General features: G+C 58.6%; 16 protein-coding genes. 5 read left to right on the top strand and 11 right to left on the bottom strand.

The window, feature by feature from the left end; translation table 11 throughout:
• Positions 1-56: 56 nt before the first annotated feature.
• The 8 genes from rffA to L6D64_RS14100 all read right to left on the bottom strand — a co-directional run bounded on the left by rffA (position 57) and on the right by L6D64_RS14100 (position 7,268).
• Positions 57-1,193: a dTDP-4-amino-4,6-dideoxygalactose transaminase gene (gene rffA, locus L6D64_RS14135; RefSeq protein ID WP_176507354.1), complete on the bottom strand. Its 1,137-nt coding sequence runs from the start codon at positions 1,191-1,193 to the stop codon at positions 57-59.
• A gap of 116 nt (positions 1,194-1,309) precedes the next feature.
• Positions 1,310-2,179 carry a class I SAM-dependent methyltransferase gene (locus tag L6D64_RS14130; RefSeq protein ID WP_176507353.1) on the bottom strand — a complete coding sequence of 290 codons (870 nt, stop codon included), beginning with the start codon at positions 2,177-2,179 and terminating at the stop codon, positions 1,310-1,312.
• Positions 2,180-2,186: 7 nt separating this feature from the next.
• The gene (locus L6D64_RS14125) at positions 2,187-2,615 is read right to left on the bottom strand and encodes a GtrA family protein (RefSeq protein WP_176507352.1); all 429 of its coding nucleotides are present in this window, start codon (positions 2,613-2,615) and stop codon (positions 2,187-2,189) included.
• A gap of 5 nt (positions 2,616-2,620) precedes the next feature.
• Positions 2,621-2,857 (bottom strand): acyl carrier protein, encoded by a 237-nt coding sequence (locus tag L6D64_RS14120; RefSeq protein ID WP_176507351.1) that lies wholly within the window; start codon positions 2,855-2,857, stop codon positions 2,621-2,623.
• 100 nt (positions 2,858-2,957) lie between these two features.
• On the bottom strand, positions 2,958-3,581 hold the full coding sequence (locus L6D64_RS14115; RefSeq protein WP_176507350.1) for a hypothetical protein: 624 nt from the start codon (positions 3,579-3,581) through the stop codon (positions 2,958-2,960).
• Positions 3,581-4,495: an LbetaH domain-containing protein gene (locus tag L6D64_RS14110; RefSeq protein ID WP_176507349.1), complete on the bottom strand. Its 915-nt coding sequence runs from the start codon at positions 4,493-4,495 to the stop codon at positions 3,581-3,583. The genes L6D64_RS14115 and L6D64_RS14110 overlap by 1 nt, the downstream gene beginning before the upstream one ends.
• Positions 4,495-5,469 (bottom strand): glycosyltransferase family 2 protein, encoded by a 975-nt coding sequence (locus tag L6D64_RS14105; RefSeq protein ID WP_176507348.1) that lies wholly within the window; start codon positions 5,467-5,469, stop codon positions 4,495-4,497. Before L6D64_RS14105 ends, L6D64_RS14110 begins: the two co-directional genes overlap by 1 nt.
• Positions 5,469-7,268 carry a DUF2339 domain-containing protein gene (locus L6D64_RS14100; RefSeq protein ID WP_176507347.1) on the bottom strand — a complete coding sequence of 600 codons (1,800 nt, stop codon included), beginning with the start codon at positions 7,266-7,268 and terminating at the stop codon, positions 5,469-5,471. Before L6D64_RS14100 ends, L6D64_RS14105 begins: the two co-directional genes overlap by 1 nt.
• Before the next feature lie 233 nt (positions 7,269-7,501).
• Here L6D64_RS14100 and rfbB point away from each other — a divergent pair, with 233 nt between their 5' ends.
• From rfbB to L6D64_RS14085, 3 genes are all read left to right on the top strand, one after another.
• On the top strand, positions 7,502-8,584 hold the full coding sequence (rfbB, locus tag L6D64_RS14095; protein ID WP_176507346.1) for a dTDP-glucose 4,6-dehydratase: 1,083 nt from the start codon (positions 7,502-7,504) through the stop codon (positions 8,582-8,584).
• Positions 8,581-9,474: a glucose-1-phosphate thymidylyltransferase RfbA gene (rfbA, locus tag L6D64_RS14090; protein ID WP_176507345.1), complete on the top strand. Its 894-nt coding sequence runs from the start codon at positions 8,581-8,583 to the stop codon at positions 9,472-9,474. Before rfbB ends, rfbA begins: the two co-directional genes overlap by 4 nt.
• 186 nt (positions 9,475-9,660) lie before the next feature.
• The gene (locus L6D64_RS14085) at positions 9,661-9,993 is read left to right on the top strand and encodes a ComEA family DNA-binding protein (protein WP_176507344.1); all 333 of its coding nucleotides are present in this window, start codon (positions 9,661-9,663) and stop codon (positions 9,991-9,993) included.
• Positions 9,994-10,045: 52 nt separating this feature from the next.
• On the opposite strand, the gene L6D64_RS14080 is transcribed toward L6D64_RS14085, so the two are convergent.
• Positions 10,046-10,213, bottom strand: coding sequence for a DUF2897 family protein (locus L6D64_RS14080; RefSeq protein ID WP_003252762.1), 168 nt, complete (start codon positions 10,211-10,213; stop codon positions 10,046-10,048).
• A 183-nt stretch (positions 10,214-10,396) separates the two neighbouring features.
• Between L6D64_RS14080 and pyrF the strand changes: the two genes are divergently transcribed.
• Positions 10,397-11,098, top strand: a complete 702-nt coding sequence (pyrF, locus tag L6D64_RS14075; protein WP_054886624.1) for an orotidine-5'-phosphate decarboxylase — start codon at positions 10,397-10,399, stop codon at positions 11,096-11,098.
• 54 nt (positions 11,099-11,152) lie between these two features.
• On the opposite strand, the gene kdsA is transcribed toward pyrF, so the two are convergent.
• Complete coding sequence (gene kdsA, locus L6D64_RS14070) at positions 11,153-11,995, bottom strand: 3-deoxy-8-phosphooctulonate synthase (protein WP_054886636.1); 843 nt, start codon at positions 11,993-11,995, stop codon at positions 11,153-11,155.
• A gap of 57 nt (positions 11,996-12,052) precedes the next feature.
• A complete protein-coding gene (locus tag L6D64_RS14065; RefSeq protein ID WP_176507343.1) occupies positions 12,053-13,054 on the bottom strand; it encodes an NADP-dependent oxidoreductase in 1,002 nt (333 codons plus the stop codon).
• A gap of 173 nt (positions 13,055-13,227) precedes the next feature.
• On the opposite strand from L6D64_RS14065, the gene L6D64_RS14060 reads away from it, so the two are divergent.
• Complete coding sequence (locus tag L6D64_RS14060; RefSeq protein WP_176507342.1) at positions 13,228-13,989, top strand: SDR family oxidoreductase; 762 nt, start codon at positions 13,228-13,230, stop codon at positions 13,987-13,989.
• Positions 13,990-14,045: the final 56 nt, after the last annotated feature.

Genomic DNA, 14,045 nt, shown 5'->3' with positions numbered 1-14,045 from the left:
GTTTGAGCCCCGTGCCAATCGCCAAAGATCGTTCTACGAATGGCACGGGCAGACGATCAGGCCATAGCGTTGTGTATTGTCCGCACAATTCGCTCCTGCTGTTGCAGTGGCAAGCTGTGCCACAGCGGTAGGCGCAACAGACGTTCCGAGTGCCCCTCGGTCACCGTCAGGTCACCATGGGTACGCCCGTAGCGTTGCCCAGCTGGTGATGAATGCAGCGGAACATAGTGGAATACAGCGTTGATGTCGTTTTTCTTCAATTCAGCCAGCACGTGTCGGCGGTCAATCTCGGGCGCCAGCAGTACGTAGTACATATGGGCGTTGTGCTGGCATTCTGCCGGAATGATTGGCCGCCGCAAGAGTCCCTGTTGTTCCATCGGTTGTAACAGGTCATGGTAGCGTTGCCAGATGGCCAGGCGGTCTTCGGTGATCTGCTCGGCTTCTTCAAGTTGTGCCCAGAGAAACGCTGCGATCAGCTCACCTGGCAGGAACGACGATCCCACTTCTTGCCACGTGTATTTGTCTACCTCGCCGCGGAAGAAACGACTGCGGTCAGTGCCTTTTTCACGAATGATCTCTGCGCGCTGCGTCAGTATCGGATTGTTGACCAGCAGCGCCCCGCCTTCACCAGAGATAACGTTTTTGGTTTCATGGAAGCTGTAGGCGCCCAGGTCGCCGATGCTGCCCAGCGGTCGACCTTTGTAGGAGGCCATTACCCCTTGGGCGGCATCCTCCACCACTTTCAGGCCGTGGCGTGCGGCGATTGCCATGATGGCGTCCATCTCGCAGGCAACGCCTGCGTAGTGCACTGGTACGATTGCGCGGGTGCGTGGCGTGATGGCGGCTTCGATAAGGCGCTCGTCAAGGTTCAACGTGTCTTCGCGGATGTCGACGAAAACCGGTACGCCGCCGCGCAGTACGAAGGCATTGGCTGTCGAAACGAAGGTATACGACGGCATGATGACTTCGTCGCCTGGCTGAATGTCCAGCAACAGGGCCGCCATTTCCAGTGCGGCGGTGCAGGAGTGGGTGAGCAAGGCTTTGTTGCAACCGCTCTTATGTTCCAGCCACTCGTGGCAATACATGGTGAAAGGGCCATCGCCGGCCAGTTTGTTCCCGAACTTGGCTTCGGCAATGTAGTACAACTCTTTACCGGTCATGTAGGGACGGTTGAACGGAATCTTTTCAGTCACAGGTTGGTACCTTTTAACTTAAGATGGCTGTCGACAAGTTCGAGACGGATCATCAGCGTTCGCTGGTGTGGGATGAAAGCGCAGCTTGGACGTCCGAGCGGGGTTGAGGTACGCGACTAAGCGTCCTTGATTCCGACCAGCAGGCGGGAGCCGCCTACGGGGAGGTCAAGTCCCCATTTGATGAGCTGGAGTTCGACGCGCATGATCGCTTCAAAAATTCGCTCAAGTGTCGGGTTCAGTAAAATGGCCTCGCTGCCCCCGGCACGACCGGTGCGTCGAGCCTTCCAGCGTGCTGCCATCATCATTGGCAATAACAAGGTTACGAATGAGGTGCTGCGCACAATGCGGAAACCCGCAGCTGTCACTTTGTTGTGCAGATCTTCGGGGCTGTAACGGCGCTTGTGGCAGGCCGCATCGTCAGCCGGACTCCAAAGCCACTGGTGCTGCGGTACCGTCAACAGACAAAGCCCACCGGGTTTGGTGGCGCGATAGAAGTTCTTCAACACCAGTTCGTCCTCGACGATATGCTCTATTACGTCGAATGCGGCGACAACATCGAATTCGGCTTCGTAGGGCAGTCGACGTGCGTCCATTTGCAACAGTTCGGCGCCTGGCAGTCGCTTCGCTGCGAATGAAAGCCCGGCAGTGTGGATCTCGCTGCCGCAAATCCGCGCATTTGGGAAACTGTTAGCGATGCCGGACAGTACGAACCCGGTGCCACAGCCCACCTCCAGCAGCGACTGGAAACTCGGAAAGTAGTTGCGTAGTGCCCATTTCACGATCGCATTACGTGATTTGAACCAGAAGCTGCCGGCTTCTACGCGAGCTAGCCCTTCGAAGCTTGTCTCGTGAAAACTGTCGTTATGCTTTGCAAGTTCAGGCGCCCAAGCCAGGAAACCATCGACCCGTACGGGTTCGAAGTGACATTGAGGGCAGGCCTGTTCGGCTTTGATGTTCTGTTTACCGCACGAAGGGCATAGAAGCATGATTAGCTCAAGATGGCATTGGGCGATTGGGGAAAACGAACCAACGGAACAGTATGAACAGAATGCCGGCCACCGCGAAAATAGCGAAAATCTGCACCAACTGATGAGCAAATCCCAATTTGTCGGAAAACAAGTAAAGGATACCGATGTTTGCGCTGTAACCGATCGCATGGGCAATACAATAACGAAGTGCCCCGTGCGCCGCGCTTCCCTTATATGAAAATGAATAGCGCGCATGGCCGAAGTAAGCCAAGGTGGCTCCAACGGGGTACATGATGGCCACCGCTGTCTTGGGTTCGATCCAGAGCCACGTCAGCAGCAGGTAGATCAAGTAGCCACGCAGGTTATTGAGCACGCCGACGATGCCATACCGAACAATTGGATAGCGGGTGCCTTTTCGAAACAGATCGACGAGGCGCCCGCAGCTTGCACTCATGGTTTTCACGCGGTGTGTGTGTTGGCGTAAGCCACCAGGTCATCGAGGGTTTGCAACTGGTCGACCTCGGCATCGTTGTTGGCGATGCCATAGGCATCCTGTACGGCCAGTACAACGCTGAACAGGCCGAGAGAGTCAACGCCCTGCTCGGTAATGCTCATTTCAGGTCGCAGGCTTTCCGGTGCTTCGATCGCCTTTGCCTTCCGGATTACCTCAATAATATCTTCGCGGGTGATGGGCATTGAGTGTTCCTCTTGTTCTGATACACGTTGCTGCTGTGCAGATATTGTGTCGAGCCTACGGTGGCCTGGCCATACGGTCGCCATTCTGCGCCGGAGCCTATCACGATGCTGGCTTGGCGCTGAAATAGATTTGTCCTAGCTGACAGTCGTTCAACATGACGTCGGCACGGGTCAGACGTGATCCCAGCGTTTGTCTCAGAATGATCTCGGCGTGGGTCAAGTCCTCGGGCATGGGCCGGTCAGAGCTGTGCCAGCGGCAAAATACCCATTGCATGTCGGCAGGCTTCTCAAGCACGGCCAAGTGCAAGGCTTTGTTCATCGATACCAGTTTTTCGATGCTGCTGTGGCCGGAGCAGTCCTCAGCCAATCGAACTCTTCTGTCTGCGCTATTGATCAGGCAATGCCGGGTGACCAGCGATTCGTCATAAGGCACGCGAGCCTGCGGTGCGCCTGGAATTGTCATCAAGCGCGCGAAAAACCGTTCTTCGCCAATCGTGAATTTGAGCACGGCAACATCATCGGGAGCGGCACTTCGAGAGCCTTCCGCCTTTTCAATTTCAAGTTGCAAGTGCTGGGTGGCCATGCGCTGGATGATAAAATCGATATCGCGGATTTCCCCCAATTGATTTTTACGAATGACGCGCATCGCCTGATTGAACATATCCGTGCCATGGATATAGTTGCGTTCCCCTTTGAAACCAATGTCCAGCGGATAGCGTTCCATCAGGCTGTTCCCTTCAGGTAGCGGACCATGTTCACCCGGTGATTGACGGCAAAGTTACCCGACATTACAGCGCCGGCCGGAACATCGGCCACCACCACTGCGCCCATCTTGATTTGCGCGCCTTGGCCCACGACCAGCCCTTGCGCGACAGATGCCGAAGTACCCACCCATACACGATCTTCCAGGCGGCTGCGCCCGGCAATGACGGAATTGCCCGAGATGACGCAGGCCTCACCCACGTAAGCGCCATGGCCAATGTTAGTCATGATGCCGATCTGAGTGTGTGGGCCTATGAACGTGAACCCGCGAAACAGCGACTTGGCAATTACCGCGCCCGAGAGGATTTGGCAGCCCTCACTGATCGTGACGCCGCCGGCATGGCTGACTCGCACCAGGCGCCCGTCGGCCTGGCGAAGGGTGAGCAGGCCCTCAGCACCGATGACCACATTGGCGCCTATCTCGACATCGTCGCCGAGTTCGCAATAATCTTCGATGACGCTGTGGGCGCCAATGACCACGCGATTACCCAGCCGGGCCTTGGGCGATACCACTGCACTGGGATGGATACTGCATCCTTCACCGACTCCAAAGCTAATCTGTGGAAGGATGTCTCCGCTGGCCTTGAGGCGTAGATACAGTTCAAAGAAGGTGTGGCGTGGGTTCTCCGCGGCGATGATTGCCTTGCCGGCACTGGCGAGGTCGTCGATCAGCGCGGGAGTACATATTACCGCAGAGACATTTGGATTCTTTGCGGCCTTCTGCAGGTAATGCAGGTTCTGGCAGTACACCAGGCTACCCGGTGTGGTGGTGTCGGCTTCATCGAGAGTGGCGAAGCTGCCGCCCTTGACGATGACTTCAGTGGCGAAGTGATCACTGATGTCGAAGCGGTGAGCGTAGTCGAGGCGGGTGGTCATCAGAGCTTCTCTTCAAAAACCGAAAACTGTTCAACGTTGCTGGCTTCTTCCACCAGGCGGCCAAGGTATTCCCCAAGTACGCCCAGCGCCAGAAGTATGTTGCCGCTCAGGAATGAAACCAGCACGGCCAGAGATGCCCAGCCCGGTGCGGAATGCTCGGCAAAGATGGATTGGATGATGACCCATGCGGCATAGGCGATACTCAGCAGGCTGATCACCACCCCCCAGCCGATCATAAAACGCAGTGGGAGATAAGAGTGGTTGATGACGAGATATGACAACGTCTTGATCAGTTTCGCCACTGAGTAAGTCGTCTTTTGCCCATCCAGCCGAGAGGCATGGCGGATGGGCACGTTGCAAATCAACGAGTGTGGCACCGATTTGAACAGCATGGCAGCGATGTGCGGGTGCGCGCCTTTGTAGGCGGTCAACTTGCGTGCCACGTCCAGAGTCATGGCACGAAAGCTGGACAGCCCCATCGCCTTGGGTTTTCCGATGATTTTGCCCGCGAGGTGCAGGTTCACCCGTGAGCCGATGTTGCGCCACCAGTGATGCTGTTTCTCGGTAGCGTCGATCTTGCCGATGACTACTCGTTTTCCCGCATCAAGTTGTTCGGTGAACAGCGGCAAGTCTTCAGGAAAGCACTGCAGGTCGTCATCGATGGTAAAGACGTAGCCCTTGCTGGCATAGCTCAAGCCACACAAGGTAGCGTGTTGCTGGCCAAAGTTGCGCGCCAGGCGGATGCATCTGACACGTGCGTCCTTTTCATGCAGCTCACACGCGGTAATCCAGGTGTCGTCCGGGCTCGCGTCGTCAACCAGAATCAATTCCCAATCATCGGTAAGGGCATCCAGTTGTCGTGAGATCCTCTCGTGGAAGGTATGCAGCGTCCCTTTACTGCGATAGACCGGCACTACCACACTAATTCCCGGGTGCTGGCCGTGAGTAGTCGAAAGCTTCTCAGTGTTAGGCATCATTGTTCTCTTTTGGCCAGGCAAGCACGTGTAGTGTTTTCGACGTTGACAGGAACATAGAGCACTTGTTCCCGCTCAAAGTCATATCCGCCAGCACCACGTGCAGTGCGCCAAGTGCCCACTTGGCGATAGTCGTCCGGGAACCGAGCACCTTGCTGCAATAGTGTTTCAATGGGCAGACTGCGCGGGCCATCTGGCTCCCAGAGCACCCACGAAACGGCGACCATCTCGCAATCCACCAGCGAGAGCGCTTCGCTTGCGCGCTTGAGGCTGCCAGGGTAGCCGCCAACTAGCCATGCCTGTCCGATGTTTTGGGCACCAAGCGCATAAAGGATGCCTGGCGACTGGCCGGACAGATCGATCATCGGCGTACCCGGCTGCAGCCCGGCCGTTCGCGCAACCTGGATCGCGCTGGAGAAGTACAGAGCGTATCCTTCGGATAGTTGGAGCTTGGCCCCGTTGACCCCCAGTGATTGAGTGCTGGTGTTGAGCTTCAGGGGCTGGGGCTGTCGGTAAGGTTGCTCCAGACCGGTTTGCAAGAGAGTGGCTACCATTGCCTGGGTAGCGAGTGTGGCCGGAAGCAGAGGGAACAAGGAAGCCTGTTGGCGGATCAGCGGCCCCAGCAAGGTGAATCCGGCGAGTAACCAGAAGATCGCGGCGTACCCTCCGGTATTCCAGTAGTTGCCATTGGTGCCGAATGCGTACATGTGAGGAGTAACTATGAGCACCACGGCCATGACCCATTGCGCGAGGGTGATGTTCGTCAGTGCCTTGAGGCGTCCAATGGTGAGAAGGGCCACCAGCGCGGCCAGCATCACAGCGAAGATCCACAGGCTTTGATATGGTCCGAGCTCTACAGCCCATGCCGGGTGGCCGAGCACCAGTGATGCCGTTAAAACGAAGAATGCGAGTGACAATGGCAAGCTCAAATAATGCCAACGCTTGTCTTTAGTAAGCAGGAACCCCGTGGCGACGAAAATGGCGAAGGCCGTCGCCAGCAGCGGGTACAGAAGCATGTCGTCCAACGTAAAACTGTCGACCCTCATGATATTGAACAGGGTATGTCCTCCACCTAGGTCCTGAGTAAGCTGGATACCCTTTTTTATGCGAGCCGCAAACGTGACGACAGAACCGTCGATCAGCCAAGCACTGGCGAGCAATGGCAGTAACGCACTGACACCCGTGAGCAGCAGCGAGCGCAAGGTGCACCGTCGCAAAGCCAGTAACCACAGGATCACTGCGAGCGTTAGTGCCATCGCGCTGCTCGGTTTGGCCATGAACGCAAGCCAACCACCAATACCGATCAGCGCCCAGCCTGTCAGGCTGGCGCGATACAGGAGTTTGTCCGCCATCAGCAAACCGGTGGTCGTAATCAGCAGCGCCTGCAACGTCAGGCTGTTGTAGCTCGGAGTTACAAGCCAGGTATCGAAGATCAGTAAGACAGCCGTTGCTAGGCCTGCACTCAAGGTTGCTCGCAGTAGGTTTTCCCCTGATTGCTTAGGCAAGATTGAGTTGAGGAAGGTTTGCGACAGTCCCCACGCCAGCGCAAAGGTGATGAGTATGTTCGCTTGCCGTAAGGCGGTGATATCCCCTCCCAGCAGTTGATAAAGCGGGTGGTAAACAAAGCCGAACTGGGTAGTGGAGGCACTGTAGAGGTACGGTGTGGAGATCCAGACCAGATAGAAGCTTTCGTCAGTGAAATCGATTCCGTATGCGCTGAACTTGAGCAGCCAACCCAGCAACATCAATGTACCGAGTGCGCACGCTATGATCGATGCTCGGCGAAACAGTGCATTCACGGTGTTGAATTCCTTATCGAATCTGACAATTGAAGACGGATCAGTCATTGATTTAAAAATGGAGGCACTTTACGCGCTGGTGCACGTGTTGTCAGTAGAATGAGCCTTACACCGTCCATGCGTCCGCAGCCTCGGCCCTCAAGACAGCCCCCACCCCAGCCGATACGATTTCAATGATCTCGTTTACACTTACGGCACCTTACCTACCGACCGCATGAGACCGACCTGAACCCATGACTATCCTGGTTACCGGCGGCGCCGGCTTTATCGGTGCGAACTTCGTGCTGGATTGGATGAACCAATCGGGCGAAACCCTCATCAACCTCGACAAATTGACCTACGCTGGCAATCTGCAAAGCCTGGCCAGCCTGCAGGGCAATCCGCAGCATGTGTTCGTGCACGGGGATATCGGCGACGGTCCGCTGCTCCAGCGGCTACTGACCGAGTATCAACCGCGTGCGGTGCTCAACTTTGCCGCCGAATCGCATGTTGACCGCTCCATTCACGGTCCGCAGGCATTCGTCGAAACCAACGTGGTCGGTACCTTCCAATTGCTCGAAGCGGTACGCAGCTATTGGCAGGGGCTTAAGGATGCTAGGCAGGATTCGTTCCGGTTTCTGCATGTGTCCACCGATGAGGTGTACGGCTCGCTCAAGGCCGGCGAGCCGGCGTTCACCGAAACCCATCAGTACCAGCCCAATAGCCCCTACTCGGCGAGCAAGGCGGCCAGCGATCACCTGGTACGCTCCTACCACCACACTTACGGCTTGCCCGTTCTGACCACAAACTGCTCAAACAACTACGGGCCACTGCACTTTCCGGAAAAGCTCATTCCGCTGATGATTGTCAACGCGTTGGCTGGCAAAGCGCTTCCAGTGTACGGTGATGGTCAGCAAATTCGCGACTGGCTTTATGTCAAGGACCATTGCAGCGCCATTCGCCGGGTGCTTGAGGCTGGCATGGTGGGCGAGGTTTACAACGTCGGTGGCTGGAACGAGAAACCTAACCTGGAGATCGTCGAGCGCGTCTGTTCCTTGCTCGACGAACTGCGTCCACGGGCTGACGGCAAGCCCTACGCGGATCAGATCAGCTATGTTGCCGACCGTCCGGGGCATGATCGACGCTATGCCATTGACGCCCGCAAGCTTGAGCGCGAGCTGGGCTGGAAACCGAGTGAAACCTTCGAAACCGGTATCCGTAAGACGGTGCAGTGGTACCTGGACAATGCTGCGTGGGTAGAGGGCGTACAGTCGGGCAGTTATCGGGAATGGGTTGAAAAGAATTACAGCTGCCGTTCAGGGAAGCACAACAAATGAGCACACTGAAGCAACGCAAAGGCATCATTCTCGCCGGCGGCTCCGGCACACGCCTACACCCCGCGACACTGGCGATCTCCAAGCAATTGCTGCCGGTGTACGACAAGCCGATGATCTATTACCCGCTAAGTACGCTGATGCTTGCGGGCATTCGCGACATCTTGATCATCTCAACCCCCCAAGACACACCTCGTTTCGAGCAGCTGCTTGGTGACGGCCACAAGTGGGGCCTCAACATCACCTACGCCGTGCAGCCATCACCAGACGGCCTGGCTCAGGCCTTCATCATTGGCGAGGACTTTATCGGTAACGACCTGTCGGCACTGGTACTGGGAGACAATATCTACTACGGCCATGACTTCCAGTCGCTGCTACTCGATGCGATGGACCGCAATCAGGGAGCAAGTGTGTTCGCCTACCACGTGACCGATCCAGAGCGTTACGGTGTGGTCGAATTCGACAACCGCGGCAAGGCCATCAGCCTGGAAGAGAAACCGCTCAAACCCAAGTCCAACTATGCGGTCACCGGGTTGTATTTCTACGACCAAGATGTGATCGAGATGGCCAAGGGCCTCAAGCCTTCACCTCGCGGCGAGCTGGAAATCACCGACCTCAACCGCCTGTACCTTGAGCGCGAGCAGTTGTCCGTCGAGGTGATGGGGCGCGGCTATGCCTGGTTGGATACCGGCACACACGATTCGCTGCTCGAAGCCAGCGGTTTCATCGCCACCATCGAACGCCGTCAGGGCCTGAAAGTCGCCTGTCCTGAAGAGGTTGCCTACCGTCAACGCTGGATCGACGCTGAGCAACTGGAGAAGTTGGCCGCGCCGCTGATGAAGAACGGCTATGGTCAGTACCTGCAGCGGGTCCTGCGCGACACCATCTTCTGAGTCTGAAGGGACTGTGCACGCCTGCTGTGGGATGTTTTACCTGGGCGGGCGTGCAACATGCGGTGACGTCTAATCTGGTTACCATTCCCTTGCGACAAATGCTGGGAGAATGGTCTGTGAGCCGCTAGCTTTAGGGGGCAGCCAAGGATATTGCTGCTTTCTAACTCAACTCACAGGAGTGACCTCATGCGTAATACCGTCCTTAGCTACCTGCTTTTGCCGCTGTTTGCCAGCTTGTCGTTTTCGCTCAGCGCCGCGCCAGCGTCGGCCACCGCACCGAAGGAACCGGTGCCGATGGTAAGCCAGGTTCAAACTTCTTCCAGCATGCTGAATCTGAACACCGCAGATGCGCCGACCTTGCAAAAGGAGCTCAATGGCATTGGCAAAGCGAAGGCCGAGGCGATCGTGGCTTATCGGGATGCAAACGGGCCATTCGCTTCGGTAGATGAATTGCTGGAGATAAAAGGGATAGGCAATGCGCTGCTGGAGCGTAACCGTGACAAGTTGGTAGTGGAGTAGGGGAGTTGGCCGGGGCTGGCATCCGTCTGCCCCGGCGTCATCATATATAGCATCACCGGTCCTGCGCATCCTTGGCATCGGCCTCGGCATTGCGTTCATGCACCTTGCGCAGCTGTTCTTCCGTCAGCGGCAGCTTCTTCGCCGTATCGCGCAACATCATCAACCCGCCCACGATCGAGCCGAGGGCTATGATGAGTATCAGCCAGGCATACCAGGGCATTGTCGTTCTCCTATGCGCTTTGAAGGCTTCGCTTGTACAAAATATGAGCGATGGCCATATCCGTTGGTTCAATTATAGGAGCCGTACCTGTCTAGGCCAATTCTGATGGCGCCCTGGCCCCCAAGGCACGCTGACTTCGTTTACAATGCGCGCCGTTTACGACTTGCCAAGAGACCCCTGACCATGTCCGCCTGCCAGACGCCCCTGATCGTCGCCCTGGATTTCCCCACCCGTGACGCCGCCCTGAAGCTGGCTGACCAGCTCGACCCCGCCCTGTGCCGGGTAAAAGTCGGCAAGGAGCTGTTTACCAGCAGCGCTTCGGGCATTGTCGAAACCCTGTGCGCGAAGGGCTTCGAGGTGTTCCTCGACCTCAAGTTCCACGACATCCCCAACACCACGGCCATGGCGGTCAAGGCCGCTGCCGAGATGGGTGTGTGGATGGTCAACGTGCATTGCTCCGGTGGCCTGCGCATGATGGCCGCCTGTCGCGAAGAGCTGGCCAAGCGCAGCGGCCCGCAGCCGTTGCTGATCGGCGTGACGGTGTTGACCAGCATGGAGCGTGAGGACCTGGCGGGTATCGGCCTGGACGTGGACCCACAAGAACAAGTACTGCGCCTGGCGGCGCTGGCCGAAAAGGCGGGCATGGATGGCTTGGTGTGCTCGGCTCTGGAAGCTCCGGCGCTGAAGGCTGCGCATCCGGCGTTGCAGCTGGTCACTCCGGGCATTCGCCCTGCGGGCAGTGCCCAGGATGACCAGCGCCGTATCCTCACCCCGCGCCAGGCGCTGGATGCAGGTTCCGACTACTTGGTGATCGGCCGCCCGATCAGCCAGGCAGCAGACCCTGCTCAGGCGCTGGCAGCTGTGGTAGCGGAAATCCGCGGCTGAATCCAAGGCAAAGAAAAAGGGCTGCATTGCAGCCCTTTTTCATGCTCCGCCGACTCAGGCAATAACCAACGGCTGGAAGCCTTTGATCAGGTCATCCAGCGCCTTGATCTGCATCAGGAACGGCTCCAGCTTGTCCAGCGGCAGTGCGCTCGGCCCATCGCACTTGGCCTGGTCCGGGTTCGGGTGAGCCTCCAGGAACAGCCCGGCCAGGCCAACCGCCATGCCAGCACGGGCCAGGTCGACCACCTGCTCGCGGCGTCCACCGGAAGCAGCACCGGACGGGTCGCGGTTCTGCAGGGCGTGGGTCACGTCGAAGATGATCGGCAAGTCGTCACAGGTACGCTTCATCACGCCAAAGCCCAGCATGTCCACCACCAGGTTGTCGTAGCCCATGCAGGTACCGCGGTCGCACAGGATCAGCTGGTCGTTACCGGCTTCCTTGAACTTGTGCACGATGTTCTGCATCTGCGACGGGCTGAGGAACTGTGGCTTCTTGATGTTGACCGGCTTGCCGGTCTTGGCCAGGGCCACTACCAGGTCGGTCTGACGGGCCAGGAACGCCGGAAGCTGCAGCACATCGACCACTTCGGCCACTGGCGCGCATTGGTAGATCTCGTGCACGTCGGTGATGATCGGCACGCCGAACTCGGCCTTGACCTTCTCGAAGATGCGCAGGCCTTCTTCCATGCCCGGGCCGCGGTAGGAGTGGATCGAGGAGCGGTTGGCCTTGTCGAAGCTGGCCTTGAACACGTAAGGGATGCCCAGTTTCTCGGTAACCCGAACGTACTCGGCGCAGGCGGTCAGGGCCAGGTCCTCGGACTCGAGCACGTTGATGCCGCCGAAGAGGACGAACGGGGCGGTGTTGGAGCACTCGATGGTGGGGGTGATCTTGATCATGGTCTACTCTGCAAATCCCAGTCACTGGTATCAGTGGCGATAGCCAATCTTACAGACTCACACCTTCAACACCAACTTGCCGAAGTTCTCGCCGCTGAACAGCTTGAGCAGCGTCTCGGGGAAGGTCTCCAGCCCCTCGATCACATCCTCCTTGCTCTTGACCTTGCCCGTGGCCAGCCAGCCGGCCATTTCCTGGGCGGCCTTGCCGTAGTCCTTGGCGTGGTCCATCACCACGAAACCTTCCATGCGCGCGCGGTTCACCAGCAGCGCCAGGTAGTTGGCCGGGCCTTTGACGGCTTCCTTGTTGTTGTACTGGCTGATGGCGCCGCAGATGACGATGCGCGCCTTAAAGTTGATGCGGGTGAGCACGGCGTCGAGGATGTCGCCGCCGACGTTGTCGAAGTACACGTCGACGCCTTTGGGGCATTCGCGCTTGAGGCCGGCCAGCACGTCTTCGGCCTTGTAGTCGATCACGCCGTCAAAGCCCAGTTCGTCCTTGAGGTACTGGCATTTCTGCGCGCCACCGGCGATGCCGACCACATGGCAGCCCTTGAGCTTGGCGATCTGGCCGACGATGCTGCCGACCGCGCCGGCCGCGCCGGAGATGACCACGGTGTCGCCGGCCTTGGGCTGGCCGACCTCGAGCAGGGCGAAGTAGGCGGTCATGCCGGTCATGCCCAGGGCCGAGAGGTAGCGGGGCAGTGGGGCGAGGTTGGGGTCGATCTTGTGCAGGCCCTGGGGCTCGCCGGTGAAGTAGTCCTGCACGCCGAGGGCGCCGCTGACGTGGTCACCGGGCTTGTAGTCCGGGTGGTTGGAGGCGACCACTTCACCGACGCCCAGGGCGCGCATCACTTGGCCAAGGGCCACGGGGGGGATGTATGACTTGCCTTCGTTCATCCAGCCGCGCATGGCCGGGTCCAGCGACAGGTACAGGTTGCGCACCTGGATTTGCCCGGCGGCGGGGGCTTCGGCGGGTACCGTCTCGAAGGTGAAGTCGTCACGGCGCACGGCGCCGACCGGGCGTCTGGCTAGCAGGAAGCGGCGGTTGGTCTGGGTCATGGCAGGTTCCTTATGGGCAATGAGGCGCAGCGGTCAATTTAACCTGCTGATGCAGGTTGGTCCGCAAAATCACTGCTAAGCATGGTAGCCCAACCGTTGCCCTGATGATGCTGCCCAGCCGGGCGGTGGGCTGACTAGACTCTGAGCCCATCCATTCCCCTCAGGAGCAGACAATGAGCATGACCTTTTCCGGCCAGGTAGCCCTGGTCACCGGTGGCGCGGCGGGCATCGGCCGGGCGACGGCGCAGGCCTTTGCCCGCGAAGGCCTGAAGGTGGTGGTGGCCGACCTCGACCCGGTCGGTGGCGAGGCCACGGTGGCCTTGATTCGCCAGGCGGGTGGCGAGGCGCTGTTCGTGGCCTGTGATGTGACCCAGGATGCTCAGGTGCGCGAGCTGCATGAGCGAGCCATCGAAACCTATGGCCGGCTCGATTATGCCTACAACAATGCCGGCATCGAAATCGAACAGGGGCGCCTGGCCGAGGGCAGCGAGGCCGAGTTCGACGCGATCATGAGCGTCAATGTCAAAGGCGTGTGGCTGTGCATGAAATACCAGCTGCCGCTGTTGCTGGCCCAGGGCGGTGGAGCGATCGTCAACACCGCCTCGGTGGCGGGCCTGGGGGCGGCGCCAAAGATGAGTATCTACGCCGCCTCCAAGCACGCAGTGATCGGCCTGACCAAGTCGGCGGCCATCGAGTATGCCAAGAAGGGTATCCGGGTGAATGCCGTGTGCCCGGCGGTGATCGACACCGACATGTTCCGCCGCGCCTACGAGGCCGACCCGCGCAAGGCCGAATTTGCCGCAGCGATGCACCCGGTCGGGCGTATCGGCAAGGTCGAGGAAATTGCCAGTGCGGTGCTGTACCTGTGCAGTGACGGGGCGGCGTTCACCACCGGGCATAGCCTGACGGTGGATGGCGGGGCTACCGCGATCTGAGCCTCCCCGGGGGCAGGCGGTACGGCCCGTGTATAGCCGGTTTGCTGATTCGCTGT

The organism is Pseudomonas urethralis (genome assembly GCF_021602465.1).
Lineage (GTDB): Bacteria > Pseudomonadota > Gammaproteobacteria > Pseudomonadales > Pseudomonadaceae > Aquipseudomonas > Aquipseudomonas vlassakiae.
This window is presented reverse-complemented; position numbering and strand designations above follow the sequence as displayed.

Bases quoted from the DNA above. Each gene is read 5' to 3' on its own strand.
- kdsA (WP_054886636.1), bottom strand. From the start codon at position 11,995: ATGATCAAGATCACCCCCACCATCGAGTGCTCCAACACCGCCCCGTTC.
- L6D64_RS14120 (WP_176507351.1), bottom strand. From the start codon at position 2,857: ATGCCCATCACCCGCGAAGATATTATTGAGGTAATCCGGAAGGCAAAG.
- L6D64_RS14080 (WP_003252762.1), bottom strand. From the start codon at position 10,213: ATGCCCTGGTATGCCTGGCTGATACTCATCATAGCCCTCGGCTCGATC.
- L6D64_RS14130 (WP_176507353.1), bottom strand. From the start codon at position 2,179: ATGCTTCTATGCCCTTCGTGCGGTAAACAGAACATCAAAGCCGAACAG.
- rfbB (WP_176507346.1), top strand. From the start codon at position 7,502: ATGACTATCCTGGTTACCGGCGGCGCCGGCTTTATCGGTGCGAACTTC.
- pyrF (WP_054886624.1), top strand. From the start codon at position 10,397: ATGTCCGCCTGCCAGACGCCCCTGATCGTCGCCCTGGATTTCCCCACC.
- rfbA (WP_176507345.1), top strand. From the start codon at position 8,581: ATGAGCACACTGAAGCAACGCAAAGGCATCATTCTCGCCGGCGGCTCC.
- L6D64_RS14060 (WP_176507342.1), top strand. From the start codon at position 13,228: ATGAGCATGACCTTTTCCGGCCAGGTAGCCCTGGTCACCGGTGGCGCG.
- L6D64_RS14065 (WP_176507343.1), bottom strand. From the start codon at position 13,054: ATGACCCAGACCAACCGCCGCTTCCTGCTAGCCAGACGCCCGGTCGGC.
- L6D64_RS14110 (WP_176507349.1), bottom strand. From the start codon at position 4,495: ATGACCACCCGCCTCGACTACGCTCACCGCTTCGACATCAGTGATCAC.
- L6D64_RS14115 (WP_176507350.1), bottom strand. From the start codon at position 3,581: ATGGAACGCTATCCGCTGGACATTGGTTTCAAAGGGGAACGCAACTAT.
- L6D64_RS14085 (WP_176507344.1), top strand. From the start codon at position 9,661: ATGCGTAATACCGTCCTTAGCTACCTGCTTTTGCCGCTGTTTGCCAGC.
- L6D64_RS14125 (WP_176507352.1), bottom strand. From the start codon at position 2,615: ATGAGTGCAAGCTGCGGGCGCCTCGTCGATCTGTTTCGAAAAGGCACC.
- L6D64_RS14105 (WP_176507348.1), bottom strand. From the start codon at position 5,469: ATGCCTAACACTGAGAAGCTTTCGACTACTCACGGCCAGCACCCGGGA.